The following is a 15174-nucleotide window of genomic DNA, read 5'->3' on the forward strand; positions in this document are numbered from 1 at the left end:
TCGGATGTTCGAAAGTGTGCTAAGCCATGATGTTTTTTATACCCCTTACGTAGACATGATAAGGGGTATTTTATTTTCAAATCTTAATTTTAATCCATTTTTTAAAAAGACACAACTTATTGAACTATTTTCTATCTCTATTTTTTCGATGATTGAATCTATAAAATCTTTAAGAACATTATTATTTATGTTCATTGCAAATTCAGTATAATCAAATTCACTTCCTTTTATGGTGGAGTTGAATAAAAATTTCTCATATCCAAGTAAAAAGCTCATATCTTTTAAATTTCGTGCAGAATCATTCATTCTATAAAACTGTCTTAAATTATCTTCTGCTAAACGTAGTTTTTCCTCATATTGCTGCTTTTTCTGAATATAGTCAGTTTTATTAATTCCTTTTTCTGAAAATAAGTATAAATCCTCTAATCGTTCAAGTGCCTTTTTATATTTACTTCTTTCTTTGTTAAATTTATTAATTTGTTTTTTTATCATTTCTGTATGATTATTATTTTCTGAGTTTGATAATATTGAATCTTGTATTGAATTAATATTTAATTCATTTTTCTTTAGTTCTGTTTTGTACAATGCTACATACAATAATTCGAGATCCTCTATGTTAATAGATTTAACATTAGAAAATGATATACCATTTAGTAATTTATTTTGTAATTCTAAAGGAGTATTACAAAATTTACTACATGCTTGAACTATATTTCTTAATAATTCAAAAATAAAAGAGCCTATAACAATATCAGAACACATTTTCGCATCACAAATATGTTTACTTCTATTTCCAGCACACCTATAAATTGAAGGTCTAAATCCATTTGTACGCTCTCTATCCTTGCACGCTATAAATGTATTGCCGCATTTTTTACATACGAGTTTTTTGCTAAATATGTGTGTATGAACAACGTTTCTAAATTTAGTACTAACTTTTCCACCATTTTGATTTAGAATATCATTACACATATTCCATAGAGTTTCATCAATTATTGGTTCGTGATTATTTTCAATAATAATCCATTCAGATTCTGGCTTCTTCTTACCTCCACCAGATTCTTTATAATTGTACCTATAAGTACCTTTGTAAAATGGATTTCTTAATATATCATTAACAGTTTTACTGGTCCAAAAACCTCCACGTTTTGTACTTATGTTATTATTATTTAAATAATTAGAAAGTTTGTCACAGGATTTAAATCGTATATATTTACTATAAATTAATTCAACTGTTTTGCGTTCTTTATCATTAGGAACAGGGAATTTCTTTTCTTCGTTCCATTCATAACCAAGAGGAACATTTGCACCATTCCATAGCCCTTTTACAGCACGTGAAAGCATAGTGGCAGTTACACGTTCAGAAGTTAGTTTTCTTTCCAACTCAGCGAATACTAGAATAATTTTCAACATAGCTTCACCCATTGCAGTAGACGTATCAAATTGTTCGTTTTTTGATACGAATGTTACACCATATTTTTTTAGTTCTTCGTACATAGTAGAGAAGTCTAATAGATTTCTTGATATTCTATCTATTTTCCAAACTAAAATATGAGTAAACTCTTTTTTTCTAATTTTAATCATCATTTCCTGAAAAGCTGGTCTTCCTGTATCTTTTCCAGAATAACCAGCGTCCTCGAATATTTCGTACTCATCTGTATTAAAAATATATTTACAGTAGTTTGTTAAGTCCTCACGTTGCATTGGTAGTGAATCTTTGTCAATTTGATAATGAGTACTGACTCTAATATAAATTGCTACTCTAGGTTTTATTGAATCCAACATCATATGAATTTATCCTCCTATATTATATTAATATTCATTGCATATCTTTACTAAATTAGGAAGCTGCAGCAAGTCAATAGTAATGGAATCATTAACCTTAAAGGTATTATTAGTATAAGATATATATTTCAACTTATTGAATACGATTTCCGTATCAACAAATAAATATTCAGCAATCTCTGAAATGCTATCACAATTTATTATTGCTTTTTTTAAATCTTCATCAGGTATTAGAAAATTACATTTCCATTTGTCCGCCATTCTTTCAGCTTTTTCGACATGATATCTGTAATTTTCATTAGTTATTTTCTTTGTTGAATCTCCAACAGAAGTAGCATAGTGTCCAACTTCTTCTGATAAAATACTACTGTGAAGTAGTGAGTCTGATTTAATTTGACTATCAATTAGGATAATGTTGTTTTCATTATCAGAATAATAAAGACCTTGAATATCGTGATTTTCTTCTAAGCAATCAATATATTTTAATTTAATATTTTTTTCGTCAATGTATTTGTATAATTTTTCAAGAGCTGACATGAATAACCTCCGTAAAAATCGTATTTTTTGATTATTTTAGAGCAGAGTAAAACCCTGCCCTTTGTATTATTTATTAAAAACAATAGTATTAAAACTATTTAAATAGTTATTGTATTCTCTTGCTATATCGCTAAAAGAATTTGTTACTTCACTTATATTTACTGAAGTGTTTGATTTTAAATTCCTTGTTTCTGTATCTATAACAGAGTTTAGTTTAATAAAGGTATTTTGTAAATATTGTAATGTTTTGTACTCGTTTGATGAATTATCGTATGAACTCTTAACATTATCAATATTTGTGATTGTGTTACTAATAATAGTTTTTTGTTCTTTAAATAATTCCAAAAGTTTCTTAGAATCATAAGTATTTATATAGTTATAGATACCAATCGTCTTTGTATATATATTTGAATTAGTATACATAAAATTCATTAAATCATTACCAACAAGTTTAACTTTTCCTTTTTTTAAAGGATGCTCTTTAATGTATTTTGAAAATGCTGCACTAAATTTATTATAATTTTGCTTAGCAGAATCATCATATATATAAATATCATCTATACTCTTTAATGTTTTAGAGTTGTTTTTATCATATGTAAATTTGAATGTATTAGCATCAAAAGAGTTCATATAATCAGATATATCATTAGCCATATTTGAAAGAATGTTATTCAAATTATAATATTGCATCTTTTTATTATTTAAAGCATTACAAATTTGTATACTATCTTTGAATATAATACTTTTATCAATATTTTTATTTGAATTAATTGATTCAAAAAATATTGTAGCTGTATTAGTAAAAGTATAGTTTTCAGAAACTCTATTAAAAAATAGTTTTGTGTTTTTATTTTCTTTTGCATCAATATATGATGTTTCTTCCTCTAATATCATTGACTTATAGTAATTGTCTATTGTGCTTAAATATGTTGTTAATGTTGCATATTTATCATCCGAACAGGAAGTAAGTGTAAAAGCAATAAAAAAAATAAAAAAAGTTTTAAAAAAATATTTTTTCATTATTACCTCCAAAAGTTAAAAATTATAAGAACTTAGCATTACTTGTTCTTTTCTTCTTCTATCACTTGTCTAATTAAATTCTTTAATCCCTCAACATCTTTAATATCTGAGGTGTTTCCATTTGTCCTATGAGCAGCTACTGTTTCTATATTAGTTTTTTCAATATCTGTTCTGCCTAAAAGATAATCCGTAGATACATCAAAAAAATCAGCTATTTTTATTAGTAGCTCATAATCTGGAGAACGGACATCTTTTTCATATTGAGATATAGACGGTGGAGTAACATTAAACTTACTAGCCAATTCAGTTTGAGTTAAGTTCATATTTTCTCTTAACTCTTTTAATCTCATACCAAATGTGTTCATACTCATACCCCCTTTTTCCAATTAACGTTTTGTTAATTGAATTATAACAAAAATAAATATTTTTTTGTTACAAAATAACAAAGTGTTAGAAAAGATATTGACAATAACAAAATGTTATAGTAACATATTGTTATAACGCAGAAAGGAGACATTTATGAATAATATAAAACTAATAAGAGAAAAATTAAATATGTCTCAGCTCGAACTTGCTGAAAGTTTAGGTATTTCAGGACCAAGACTAAGTCAATATGAAAATAACAAAAGAAAACTTCCTATTGAAATAGCTTGTAAAATTTCTGAAAAATACCAAATTAAACTTGATGACATATACAATATATCTAAAATTTAATTTTTTTACCCACAATAATAACATTTTGTTATAAACATTATGTTATCTTGATATTAATAATATCAAGTATGAGGATAAAAAAACACTAACATTTAGTTAGTGATAAAAATAAAAACTTGCACAAAAAGTGCAAGAGAAGGAGAAAGAATATGAAAAAATTTAAAACAAAAAAAATAAAGAACTCTAACAGTTCTATTAAAGTTCTAGAATCTGTTAGAAATATTAAGGTTGATGGTTTCAACCTTAAAAAAGGCTTTTTAGCCTTCCAAGAAAAAAAAACTGGAGAATTTTCAGGATTTTCTAGTGGCTGGGTATCCAATGGATTCTTAGCTGTATATGTCCCTAGACCAGAAGGATTCGAGTTAAAGTGGTTTAACTACTACGATGATTCGGATACTGACTCTGAGCTAGAGTTAGCCATATGGGAATATGGCTTCAAATTCCTTCGTCCTATCGACAGAGAAATCGAGGATTGGGAGTGGGAACAAAGAGAGCTTGCTAAAGAAGCTCAAAAAGAGTGGGAGTATTATGAGTACCAGAATGCTCTACAAGAAGGAGGAATAAAATATGAAAATAGGTTTATTTAAAGGTAGACATGAGCTACCAGTTAAAAACTTCATATTTGAGGAAACAGTAAATCCTACAGATTTAGTAGGTATGAGAACTCAAATACACGAAAAATTAAAAAACGCAGCTTCAGTTAAACTATATGTTACTGGACTTACAGTAGCGACTACAGAAGTAGTTAGTTACTGTATAGGAAATATAATTCCTATAACTCTATTACATTACGATAGAGATACGGATTCATATTTCAAACAAATTGTTTTATCCGAGCAACAAGCAACTATTTTGAAATATGATTGCGGATTAAATTCGTTGTAAGGAGCAAGCAAATGAATATTTTTAAAACAGCAAGGAAAGCTGCTGGTCTTACACAAGAAAAAGCAGCTGAATACCTGCACTTATCTGTAGAGTCTTTATACCTTTACGAAAAAGGAGAACGGACTCCAGATAATAATATTGTGGTAGCAATGGCTGAATTATACAATTTCCAATTGTTATGTTATCAACACTTGAGAGAATGTGATAAATCAAATTGCTTACCCAAAATTGAATGCAAAAGTTTAAGTCAGGCAACATTAATGTTGTTGAGAGCAAACAATAACATTAATCAAAATACTGATAAATTTCTTCAGATTGCTTATGACAATGAAGTATCTGAGGATGAAATTGAAGACTGGCAGGAACTTTTAAAATTAATAGATGAGCTTAGAGAAGCTTGTCTAACAGTTAAATACTGTAGGTATAAATAGGGAGCAAGCAAATAAAAGGAGAAAAAAGATGAAATCGGAAGTAGAGGCATTAGAAAAAGCGTGGAAACACCTTAATCAAAGAGGAGTATACACGCTAGAGCAAGCAAATGATTTATTTGAAACAGTCGAGGATATTGACTTCGGCTTTCTAGCAACACCACTTGACATGGTAGCGTTAGAGAAAAAAAGAAGAGAGGTATTTGGATATGAATAGAAGAGAATTAGAAAATTTGATAAATAAAAATAAACAATACAGATTCCTTACACTACAGGAAGCTGTAGAGGTAGACAAAATGGAACAGGAAGAAGACCCACTTCCATATAATCTACCATTTATAAATAAAAAAGGAAGAGTTGATTATTTGCTTCCTGGAGAAAAATATAGTTTTGAGAGGTAAAGAAATGGAAAAAGCAATAGTTAATTTTCTAGGAGCTATCAAGTATTTAGTGCTAATAGGTATTGAATACATTGAGATGTATCTTAGATGGGCGAATGAATAGATAAAGGAGAGGTAGAAATGAATAAAGAAATCGAAAAATACATAAATGAAAAAGTTGAGCAATTTAAAAACGAGTTAATCAAAAGTATAGAGGACAAAGAAAAAGAAAAAACAAAAACGGTGTGGGATTTAAAAGAAGGAGATAATTATTATTTCCTTGCGATTAATGGGAGGATTGATTCTTATACTTTTAACCATCGTGGTTTTGATACAGCAGCCAGAGAACTTGGAAATATATTCTTAACTCGAGAGGAGGCTGAATTTGAGGTTGAAAGACGAAAAATCGAAACTGTAATGAGGAAATATAGCAGACCTTTTAAAAACATAGGAAGTAATTATTTTATTTATTACATCCATTCTTGGTCAAAAATATTAATAACTACAACCTATATTAATGCAGGTTATTACTATTTTGACTCTAAAGAGGCAGCACAGCAAGTAATAGATGAAATAGGTGAAGACAGATTAAAGAAGTACTGGTTTAAGGTGGTGGAGTAGAGATGAATAAAGAAGAAAAAAAAATAATAAATCAAATCCGAACAGGGCAACGTTCAGCTGGTAGGATTTTAAAAAATGACCCATTGGCGTTGGAAAAGTTAAAAGCTAAAAGGGATTGTTTAGTTGAAGAAAGGGAGTTTAAGAAAATAGCCAATAGAAATGCTAGATTTCAAAAACAGAAACTCCCATATAAAACTTCTGTCATAGCAGATTTAACTTCAAAAATCTGTAAACTAAATGACAGAATAGTGGAGCTAGAAAAATAAAGCTCCGTACGTTGAGCAAAAACATACGGAGAAAGCAAATAAATATCTTTAGGAAAAAAAGATATCTTTACAAGATTATATCACAAAATCTTGTAATAACGCAAATAAAATATTTGGGAGGAAAAATGAAAAAGGTTATTTTAAAGAAGTTAGAAATTGAAAACTTCAAATCAATAAGAAATCTATCTATTGATTTTGAAAAAGAAACCACAATCAGCGGTCCAAATGGTTGTGGTAAAAGCACAATATTTGATGCTTTTACATGGCTGTTATTTGATAAAAATAGCCACTATGAAACAAAATTTAATATTAAACCTCTCGACGAGTTCAATAGAACTAAGAGAGTTGATACCACTGTAAGTGGAGTATTTAAAATTGACGATAAAGAGTTAATTTTAAAGAAAACTTATAAAGAAAAATGGACTAAAAGGAGAGGGGATAGCGAAGAAACATTTAATGGAAATGAAACTATTTACGAGGTAGATGATGTTCCAGTAAAGAAAAATGAATACAAAAAAACAATCGAAGAGAGTTTTTGCAATGAAGAATTGTTTAAACTTCTTACTAATCCATTGTTTTTTAGTATTCAAATGCCTTGGAAAGAACAAAGGCAATTAATATTAAATATAGTAGGTGATATTTCTGATGAATCTGTTATTGATAGTGATTTAGAATTAGAACCACTTAGAACGCAAATAGAAAAGGGGATTGATAAATTACTTGCTTCATTCAAAGCTACAAGTAAGAAATTATCAGAACAGAAAAAAGAAATCCCAAGTAGAATTGATGAATTAAACAACTCTATAGTGGATGTTAATACCTCTGAAATAGAGAAAACAATTGATGAAAAAGAAAACGAACTTACTAACCTAGAAAAAGTAATAAATGGTTTGGTAAGCAATAAAGATGCAATTGTAAAAATTAAAGAAGAAATAGCTAACTATAAGTCTTTTAAGATAGACATTGTAGAAAAGGCTAAAGAAAGGACTTTTGGAGAAAAATACAAATTGTCTGATTTGCTAAATGAAGCAAATTCAAAGCTACACTCCAAAAGAACGGAATATAACAATTTAGATAACTCTCACAAATCAAAGTTATCTGAAATTGAACAATTAAAAGAACAGCAGACTCTAGCAAGAAAGGAGTATGTTGAAATAAATAATTCAAGTGCGGACTTAAGCAACATTGAAAGTTGTTGTCCTACTTGTAAAAGGGCTTATGATGAAGATTACTTAAATAATCATAAGCAAGAAATAATAGAAAATTTCAACATAAATAAAGCTAATTCTTTATCTAAATTAGCTACTAAAGGTAAGGAACTAGGAATAAAAATTCAAGAAATTAGCAAGAGAGCTGATAAAGATAATGAGAAGAAAATAGAACTGTTCAAAGAAATAAATCAACTTTCAAAACAAGTTGAGGAGTTAAATACAAAAATAAAAGAATTTAATAATGAAATTGCTTTTTTAGAGGAAGATGAGTTGGCAATAGGTCATTATAACAACTTAATATCGGAAGCAGAGTTAAAAATTTCTGAATTAGAAAATAGTGATAATGCTGTTACTGAAAAGAAAGAGTATGAAGAACAGAAAAAACAAATAAAAAATGAAATTTCTGAACTTCAACAAAAACTAGGTATGCAAAAGAACAATGCAAACATAGTAAAAAGAATACTTGATCTTGAAGATGAAGAAAAACAGTTATCTGCCAAAATAGCAGATACTGAAAAAAGCATAATGTTATGCGAAAAATTCATAATCAAAAAAGTTGAATTACTAGAAAGTAATATCAACAAGTATTTCAAAGGAGTTAATTTTAAACTCTTTGAACAACAAGTAAACGGTGGTATTACAGAAACTTGTGAGGTCCTTGTAAATGGCGTACCTTTCAGTGATGTAAATACAGCTGGAAAATTAAATAGTGGGTTGTCAATAATAAACACAATCTCAGATTTTTATAAAATTGAAATGCCAATATTTATTGATAATAGAGAATCAATAATTGATATTGGCGAAACAAATACTCAAATAATAAATTTAAAAGTTGCCAATAGTGACAGCTTAGAAATAGAAGGGGGATATTTTAATGAATAATGTTACAAAAACTCAAAAAACAAATGCTATTGAAGAAGCTCCTAAAAGTGTAAAACAATTATTGAGCCAAGATAGTTACAAGAAAAGATTTAAAGAATTATTAAAAGATAGAGATGAGGCATTCATTACTTCTATTATAAATATTTCAAATTCGCCTCAACTAAAGGGTGCAGATGCTAATACGATTATATCTAGTGCAGTAATTGCTGCAACTCTAGATTTACCGATAGACCAAAATCTAGGATTTGCATATATAGTTCCATATAATAATAGCAAAAATATTAATGGAAAATGGGTCAAAATAAAACAGGCTCAATTTCAGATGGGATATAAAGGATATATACAGTTAGCACTTAGAAGCGGACAATACAAAACTATTAATGCTATTGCCGTATACGAAGGTGAAATAGAAAAGGTTAATAGGCTAACTGGAGAAATAGAGTTTGTAAAAGACACCTCATCTGTTGATTATTCAGATGATAAAGTAATAGGATATATATCTTATTTCAGACTATTAAATGGGTTTGAAAAGGCTTTATACATGACAACTGCACAGGTTGAAGCTCATGCAAGAAAATTCTCCTCAAGTTATTCATACGACTTGAAAGAAAAGAAGAAAACAAGTCGTTGGAGTATCGATTTTGAAGCAATGGCATTAAAAACAGTTTTAAGGCTATTGATAAGTAAATATGGACCTCTTAGCGTTAGTATGCAAGAGGCAATGATAAAAGACCAGTCAGTTGATGATGGAGATAGCATTTCTTATGTAGACAATCAAGTTTCAGAAGAGATAGAGCAAAATGCAAATTCTGAAGTAATTGATATAGAAGATTTCGAAGAAGTTGAAGAAACACAAGAGAATACAAAACCAGCTGAAGAACCTGAAAAAGAAACAACTCCAGTTCAAAAATCTTTTATGGACGTACAAGTTGAAGATATAAAACCTATAACAGAAGAAGATGTTCCTTTCTAGGTGTCGAAATGAACAAAATAAAGGTTATGGGTACAGGGAGTAGTGGAAACTGCTACTCCCTAGAAATAAACAATGAAATACTGCTATTAGATGCAGGGTTTCAATATAAAAAAATATTAAAATTCATTAACTATAATCTCGAGAAAATCTCCGGATGTTTAATAAGCCATGAGCATAGAGATCATTCTAAAGGAGTGAAAGGGTTAGTAGAAAATGGAATAAACGTATTTGCCCTTAAAAGCGTTTTTAATAGCTTAGAGGTAAAAAACCACAGGTGTAAAGAAATAACTGCACAGAAACGATTTACAGCAGGAAATTTTACCATTCTACCATTCAATTTGGAACATGATGTAGAGAATATAGGTTTTTTAATTAAACATAATTTCTCTGGAAAGAAAATACTATATATTACAGATACATACTACTGTAAATACAGATTTAAAGGAGTTAATCATATTCTGATTGAGTGTAACTACTCAAAAGAAATACTTAACGAAAATTTAAAAGACAAAATGTTCCTGAGAAACAGAGTAGTTCAATCACATTTTGAACTAAGCAATGTAATTGAATTTCTAAAAGCAAGTGATTTAAGTAAATTAGAATCACTGACATTAGTTCATCTATCAAGTGCAAATAGTGATAGTGAATTATTTAAAAGAGAAGTTGAAAAATCAATTGGATTTCCAGTTAATATAGCTGTTGAGGGTTTAGAAATATATTTATAATTTGTTTGAGATAGGAGGAAAAATATATGCATGGAAAAAGGGTGGATTAAACTTCATAGAAAAATATTAAAAAGTGCCTTATGGAAAGATTGTAATATGGCTCAAAAAGTAGTGTTGATAACATTATTGATAATGGCTAACCATGAAAATAACGAATGGATATTTAATGGTGAAAAGTATAAGTGTAAACCAGGACAATTTGTTACTAGTTTAAAAAGTATACAAGAGAAAGCTGGACAAGATATAAGCATTATGCAGATAAGGACATCCTTATTAAAATTTGAAAACTATGGATTTCTAACAAGGGTAGCAACAAAGCGGTCAAGTCTTATAACCATTGAAAATTGGATGTTGTATCAAAGTGATATCGAAAACATAACAAACAACCAACAAAGCAATCAACATAGTGATGAACATAGCAACCAACATAGCGAACAACAAAGCAATCAACAAAGCAAAGATATAGCTAAATATGTTGCAAATACTGAATTTAAAGAAAACAAAAAAGACGAGATAACACAGCAAATAACACAACAAGTAACACAGTCATTAACACACGAACTAACACAGTCATTAACAACTAACAAGAAGATAAGAAATAAAGAATTAAATAATAGTATCAAAGATACTATGTTATGTCCCTCTTTAAATGAAGACGGACACGAAAAAGTAAATATGAAATCACAGATAGATCAAGTAATGGCTGCTTGGAATAATATTGACGGCATTCAAAAAATTATAAAGGTATCGAAAGGTACCCAAAGATATAACTTGCTAACTGCAAGGATAAATGAATATGGACTTGATAAAGTCTTGGAATGTGTCCATGGTGTTGAACACTCATCATTCCTAAAAGGGTACACGTCCCAAAATGGATGGAAAGCTGATTTTGATTGGATTGTAAAGCCCGCCAATTTTATTAAAATTCTTGAAGGTAAGTACGTTGATAAACAAAGTTTGAATGACAAAAAAAGCAATCAGAATATTACTCCAGTCAGCGATAAAAGCTTGAAAAAACGTGATGTGTCAAATATGACACAGGAGGAAATTGATGAGTTTATTTTCGATTAACAACATTGACGCAAACTTATTTGCAAAAATTATGGAAAATGACTATATTTTGTCAATTGATGAAATAGAAAAATACAAGATTCCACTTGGGAGAAATGCATTAGAAATTCCTGAAAAAATGGTATGCCCTTATTGTGGCGACATCAAAGAACAACGAGGAATAGTTAATCCGTTTAAAGGGTTAGAAGTGATGAAGTGGTCAACAGAATTACATTGTGATTGTGAGGGATTTAAGCATGCTAAAATGCAAGAAGAACAAGAACGATTGTTGGAATTAAAAAGAATTGAAAGAGAGCAGGAGGAAAAGAAACGAAAAGAGGTAATACGACGATGTAACATACATGCTGAATTTCAGGATAAAAATTTCAACACATTTCAGATAACATCAGAAAATATGCCAATATTCAACACAATTAATAAATACATTGAAAATATTGATAAAGCACTAAGACGAGGTAAAGGACTGTATATATTTGGTGATTGTGGAGTTGGAAAAACTCATTTAGCTGTAGCGATGGCACATGAACTAATTAACAAGGAAATAGACACACTATTTTCAACTGTAACAGAGTATTTAAACTCTATAAAATCGACCTTCAATGGAGATGGCGAAAGTGAAGAAATTAGAGATATTTATAGTAATGTCGAGGTGTTAATACTTGATGATATTGGTAAGGAGAATGCGACATCATGGAGTGCTGAAGAAGTTTTTGCATTAATTGACTCTAGGTATAGAAATTGTAAAACGACAATTTATACGAGTAATTTCACTTTAGAAGAATTAAAAAATATTTATGAGAAAAGCAAAAAATACACCGGAAAATCCATAGAAAGTAGATTGTATGAAAAGAATGTACAACTAAATCTTAGAGGTATGGATTATAGAAAACATAAATTTTAGGAGTGAAAGTATGATTGTAGCAAGCAGAGTTTGTGAATATTGCAAATCAAGTATGTATGCTATTTCAAAAATAAATGATAAATATATTGTTCAATGTCATTGGTGTGGAATGGTAACAGAAACAAACAATATAGTCGAGGTGAGAAAAAATGAACAGAGCCGAAAGACGTAGAGAAAAACGCAATTCGGAAAAGAAAGTTACTCTTAGCAATGCTGAAATAGAGAAGATAAAAAGAAATACAGCAGATAGTACATTTGATACTATACTAGCCCTTCTTTATGTTCTGCCACTACAGATATTAAGAAATCAAGGATGGGGAAAGGTAAGGCTACAGAGGTTTAATGACGATTTAACGGATCTTATAAATTCTACAGATTTCAAACGTGAAAATGTTCAGAGTCTAGTAGAGAAAATGAAAAATGATTATGGGATAACATTTAAAAATCAAGGAGTGTAGGATATGAAAGTAAATTTAAAAATAAAAGAGGAAACAATTGAAATAGGAGATATTGTTTCTTGGAATGGAAATATGGCACTTTTAGGAATACTAGAAAATACTTCCGAATTATGCTTAATAAATTTAAAAACAAGTGATGTTTATTCATCTGGAATTACAGAGCTTGAAATATTTATACACAATGAAGAATTAAAGTTAGTAGCAAAGTCAAACAAAGTAATACTACAACCAATAAATCAAATGTTAGGAATGTAAAGGAGAAAAGAAGATATGCAGCCATTTAAGATACCAGTAAAAACTAAGCGATTAAGAGATAATGCGATACTACCTGATTATAAGCACGTAACAGATAGTGGTGCAGATTTGTATGTTGCAAACATAAAGAGAAAAGATTCTAGTACAAGAGAATATGTAAATGTTTGTAGAAATACTTATACTCTTGCACCTTTTGAAACTATATTGTGTCAGGTTGGTTTTGCAGTTGAGATTCCAGATGGATTTGAAATGCAGATAAGACCAACGAGTGGAAACGCTTTATTTACTCCATTTATGATTGCCAATTCACCAGGTACAATAGATTCTTGTTACAGAGGTGAAATCGGTGTAATAGTAAAAAATGTTTCGCTAGAGTATCATACTATATCGGTTGGAGATAAAATAGCACAGATGGTAATAAATCCTGCACATCAGATAAAATTTGAAATTGTTGAAACATTATCTGACACAGACAGAGGAAATAAAGGATTTGGAAGTACTGGAGTAATAGGAGGTAAATAAAAATGATAATAAATAAAGAGATAATTCATGTGCTTGACAAAAACGCAGATTTTCCGATACTTAATGATATTGAGAATAGGATTTCTCCGGAAACTGATGCTTTTTATCAGAAAGTAATCAGAAGAATACTTAGAGATTTAGATTTAAGAAAAGCAGTGTTTAAAAATTATAATGAAAACAAAATTAGGACTTACTGCGATCAAATTATTTATGACAATAGCTCATTTATTGGTAGTTCAAAAGAAATTGCTAGGTTAATGTTTGATTCAATGAAAGTAAACAGCGAACTAGATTCTTGTGATTTAGCAATAATATTATTCACTCACAAGGACCAAAAATACGTAGCAATAATAAAACTCGATTACAAAAAACTATATACTCATGAAATAGGATATGACAATGATAATAAAGCTACATCAATCAAGATGATTACAAATGATATTGGAATACAGGATTCACAAAAAATAATTCATTCTGCAATAGTCGGTGTGAGTGGAGTAAATGATGAATGGCATTTGCAGATTCTTGATAAGGTTGCCGAAAAACAAGAAACGGATTCAAGTTTCACGAGTGAATTTCTAAAAGCAAAAAAAATATTTGATGAAAGGTATCAAACAAAGACTTTTTATGAAACTATGAACAACTTAATTTCTAACTCTTATCCATCTGAAATAAAGAGAGCTGAAGATATTAGAAGTATACTAAATTACTGCTTGAAAGAAGAGAATAACATTAACGTTGAGAAGTTTCTTGATGAATGTATAGACGATGATTATAGAAAACAATTATTTAAAATGTCCATTAAAGAAAAAGGAATTGAAGATGAATTTATCATTGATAAAAGTTACGTAGAAAAAAGACTAAAACAGAGAAAGGTCAAAACAAATACAGGTTTTAGTATAAAAGGATTTTCGGAATATTTTGAAGACGCTATGAAATTTTCAATTAAACAAAATGCTGATGGGACAGCAGATTTGATAATTAAAAACATTGAGTTTATTGAATAGGTAAAATGATGAATAAGAGATGTGGATTTAATAATCAAAAATATTGAATTTGTAGAATATTTATAAATAACTATAAAAAGAAAGTGAGCAAATAAATATGAAAATTGAGCAAAAATTTAAAGATATCAAGAATAATGAGCAAAAGTTAATAGCAGACTTTTTGATAAAACAATCTGCAGAAGATGAATCACTATTAAAAGCTATTGAAGAAAATGAGGATAAGACAATTGAAAAATGCTGGGATTATATAGTTGCTGAAGCAAAAAAACTTTTAGATGGTAAAAATGGAGCATTAGCAGATAATGTTGTTTTTGATATAGCAGTTAAATACTTCAAACAACAGGATGATAAGCAAGATAAAAAACAAGATAAAACTAATTTGAAAAAGAGCAGCAAAAAGCAAGATAGCAGCATAAAAAAGAAAGAAAAAACAGAAACTAAAAAGGCTAAATCTACTAATAAAGAAACGAAAACAACTTCACTTAAAGTTGAGAAGGTTGGAAATCAATTATCGTTTAACTTAGATTAGAGGT

The 15174-nt window shown here is 29.1% G+C and carries 23 protein-coding genes; 19 read left to right on the forward strand and 4 right to left on the reverse strand.

Translation table 11 applies throughout. The features are described 5' to 3' along the window. Nucleotides 1-45: 45 nt before the first annotated feature. The 4 genes from BM120_RS09620 to BM120_RS09635 all read right to left on the reverse strand — a co-directional run bounded on the left by BM120_RS09620 (nucleotide 46) and on the right by BM120_RS09635 (nucleotide 3707). A complete protein-coding gene (locus BM120_RS09620; protein WP_242941602.1) occupies nucleotides 46-1788 on the reverse strand; it encodes a recombinase family protein in 1743 nt (580 codons plus the stop codon). 24 nt (nucleotides 1789-1812) lie between these two features. After that, the gene (locus BM120_RS09625; protein ID WP_091995524.1) at nucleotides 1813-2322 is read right to left on the reverse strand and encodes an ImmA/IrrE family metallo-endopeptidase; all 510 of its coding nucleotides are present in this window, start codon (nucleotides 2320-2322) and stop codon (nucleotides 1813-1815) included. 66 nt (nucleotides 2323-2388) lie between these two features. Continuing rightward, on the reverse strand, nucleotides 2389-3342 hold the full coding sequence (locus tag BM120_RS09630; RefSeq protein ID WP_091995526.1) for a ribonuclease H family protein: 954 nt from the start codon (nucleotides 3340-3342) through the stop codon (nucleotides 2389-2391). A gap of 38 nt (nucleotides 3343-3380) precedes the next feature. Next, nucleotides 3381-3707, reverse strand: coding sequence for a helix-turn-helix domain-containing protein (locus tag BM120_RS09635; RefSeq protein ID WP_242941603.1), 327 nt, complete (start codon nucleotides 3705-3707; stop codon nucleotides 3381-3383). 154 nt (nucleotides 3708-3861) lie between these two features. On the opposite strand from BM120_RS09635, the gene BM120_RS09640 reads away from it, so the two are divergent. From BM120_RS09640 to BM120_RS09725, 19 genes are all read left to right on the forward strand, one after another. Further along, nucleotides 3862-4056 (forward strand): helix-turn-helix transcriptional regulator, encoded by a 195-nt coding sequence (locus BM120_RS09640; protein ID WP_091995530.1) that lies wholly within the window; start codon nucleotides 3862-3864, stop codon nucleotides 4054-4056. Between the two features lie 149 nt (nucleotides 4057-4205). Continuing rightward, the gene (locus tag BM120_RS09645) at nucleotides 4206-4643 is read left to right on the forward strand and encodes a hypothetical protein (protein WP_091995532.1); all 438 of its coding nucleotides are present in this window, start codon (nucleotides 4206-4208) and stop codon (nucleotides 4641-4643) included. Continuing rightward, nucleotides 4624-4941: a hypothetical protein gene (locus tag BM120_RS09650; protein WP_091995534.1), complete on the forward strand. Its 318-nt coding sequence runs from the start codon at nucleotides 4624-4626 to the stop codon at nucleotides 4939-4941. Before BM120_RS09645 ends, BM120_RS09650 begins: the two co-directional genes overlap by 20 nt. Before the next feature lie 11 nt (nucleotides 4942-4952). After that, nucleotides 4953-5372 carry a helix-turn-helix domain-containing protein gene (locus BM120_RS09655; RefSeq protein WP_091995536.1) on the forward strand — a complete coding sequence of 140 codons (420 nt, stop codon included), beginning with the start codon at nucleotides 4953-4955 and terminating at the stop codon, nucleotides 5370-5372. A gap of 28 nt (nucleotides 5373-5400) precedes the next feature. Further along, on the forward strand, nucleotides 5401-5586 hold the full coding sequence (locus BM120_RS09660; protein ID WP_091995538.1) for a hypothetical protein: 186 nt from the start codon (nucleotides 5401-5403) through the stop codon (nucleotides 5584-5586). Next, nucleotides 5579-5770, forward strand: a complete 192-nt coding sequence (locus BM120_RS09665; RefSeq protein WP_091995540.1) for a hypothetical protein — start codon at nucleotides 5579-5581, stop codon at nucleotides 5768-5770. Before BM120_RS09660 ends, BM120_RS09665 begins: the two co-directional genes overlap by 8 nt. A gap of 120 nt (nucleotides 5771-5890) precedes the next feature. Then, nucleotides 5891-6370: a hypothetical protein gene (locus tag BM120_RS09670; protein WP_091995542.1), complete on the forward strand. Its 480-nt coding sequence runs from the start codon at nucleotides 5891-5893 to the stop codon at nucleotides 6368-6370. Between the two features lie 2 nt (nucleotides 6371-6372). Continuing rightward, a complete protein-coding gene (locus BM120_RS09675) occupies nucleotides 6373-6636 on the forward strand; it encodes a hypothetical protein (RefSeq protein ID WP_091995543.1) in 264 nt (87 codons plus the stop codon). Nucleotides 6637-6761: 125 nt separating this feature from the next. Beyond that, entirely contained in the window at nucleotides 6762-8729 is a 1968-nt protein-coding gene (locus tag BM120_RS09680; RefSeq protein ID WP_091995545.1) for an AAA family ATPase, read from the forward strand. Next, nucleotides 8722-9702 (forward strand): recombinase RecT, encoded by a 981-nt coding sequence (locus BM120_RS09685; protein WP_091995547.1) that lies wholly within the window; start codon nucleotides 8722-8724, stop codon nucleotides 9700-9702. The genes BM120_RS09680 and BM120_RS09685 overlap by 8 nt, the downstream gene beginning before the upstream one ends. Nucleotides 9703-9710: 8 nt before the next feature. Then, nucleotides 9711-10427, forward strand: coding sequence for an MBL fold metallo-hydrolase (locus BM120_RS09690; protein ID WP_091995548.1), 717 nt, complete (start codon nucleotides 9711-9713; stop codon nucleotides 10425-10427). A gap of 30 nt (nucleotides 10428-10457) precedes the next feature. Then, on the forward strand, nucleotides 10458-11498 hold the full coding sequence (locus BM120_RS09695) for a hypothetical protein (protein WP_091995550.1): 1041 nt from the start codon (nucleotides 10458-10460) through the stop codon (nucleotides 11496-11498). Continuing rightward, the gene (locus BM120_RS09700; protein WP_091995552.1) at nucleotides 11479-12399 is read left to right on the forward strand and encodes an ATP-binding protein; all 921 of its coding nucleotides are present in this window, start codon (nucleotides 11479-11481) and stop codon (nucleotides 12397-12399) included. Before BM120_RS09695 ends, BM120_RS09700 begins: the two co-directional genes overlap by 20 nt. A 10-nt stretch (nucleotides 12400-12409) precedes the next feature. Beyond that, the gene (locus BM120_RS10920; RefSeq protein WP_177187419.1) at nucleotides 12410-12571 is read left to right on the forward strand and encodes a hypothetical protein; all 162 of its coding nucleotides are present in this window, start codon (nucleotides 12410-12412) and stop codon (nucleotides 12569-12571) included. Further along, complete coding sequence (locus tag BM120_RS09705; protein WP_091995554.1) at nucleotides 12549-12857, forward strand: hypothetical protein; 309 nt, start codon at nucleotides 12549-12551, stop codon at nucleotides 12855-12857. The genes BM120_RS10920 and BM120_RS09705 overlap by 23 nt, the downstream gene beginning before the upstream one ends. Nucleotides 12858-12860: 3 nt before the next feature. Beyond that, nucleotides 12861-13112 carry a hypothetical protein gene (locus BM120_RS09710; protein ID WP_091995556.1) on the forward strand — a complete coding sequence of 84 codons (252 nt, stop codon included), beginning with the start codon at nucleotides 12861-12863 and terminating at the stop codon, nucleotides 13110-13112. Nucleotides 13113-13127: 15 nt separating this feature from the next. Continuing rightward, entirely contained in the window at nucleotides 13128-13634 is a 507-nt protein-coding gene (gene dut, locus BM120_RS09715; RefSeq protein WP_091995557.1) for a dUTP diphosphatase, read from the forward strand. A 2-nt stretch (nucleotides 13635-13636) separates the two neighbouring features. Then, nucleotides 13637-14641 carry a nucleoid-associated protein gene (locus BM120_RS09720; RefSeq protein ID WP_091995559.1) on the forward strand — a complete coding sequence of 335 codons (1005 nt, stop codon included), beginning with the start codon at nucleotides 13637-13639 and terminating at the stop codon, nucleotides 14639-14641. Nucleotides 14642-14738: 97 nt separating this feature from the next. Further along, nucleotides 14739-15170, forward strand: coding sequence for a Cas9 inhibitor AcrIIA9 family protein (locus tag BM120_RS09725; RefSeq protein ID WP_091995561.1), 432 nt, complete (start codon nucleotides 14739-14741; stop codon nucleotides 15168-15170). Nucleotides 15171-15174 lie beyond the last annotated feature (4 nt).

It is taken from the genome of Peptostreptococcus sp. D1 (genome assembly GCF_900112955.1).
GTDB lineage: Bacteria > Bacillota > Clostridia > Peptostreptococcales > Peptostreptococcaceae > Peptostreptococcus.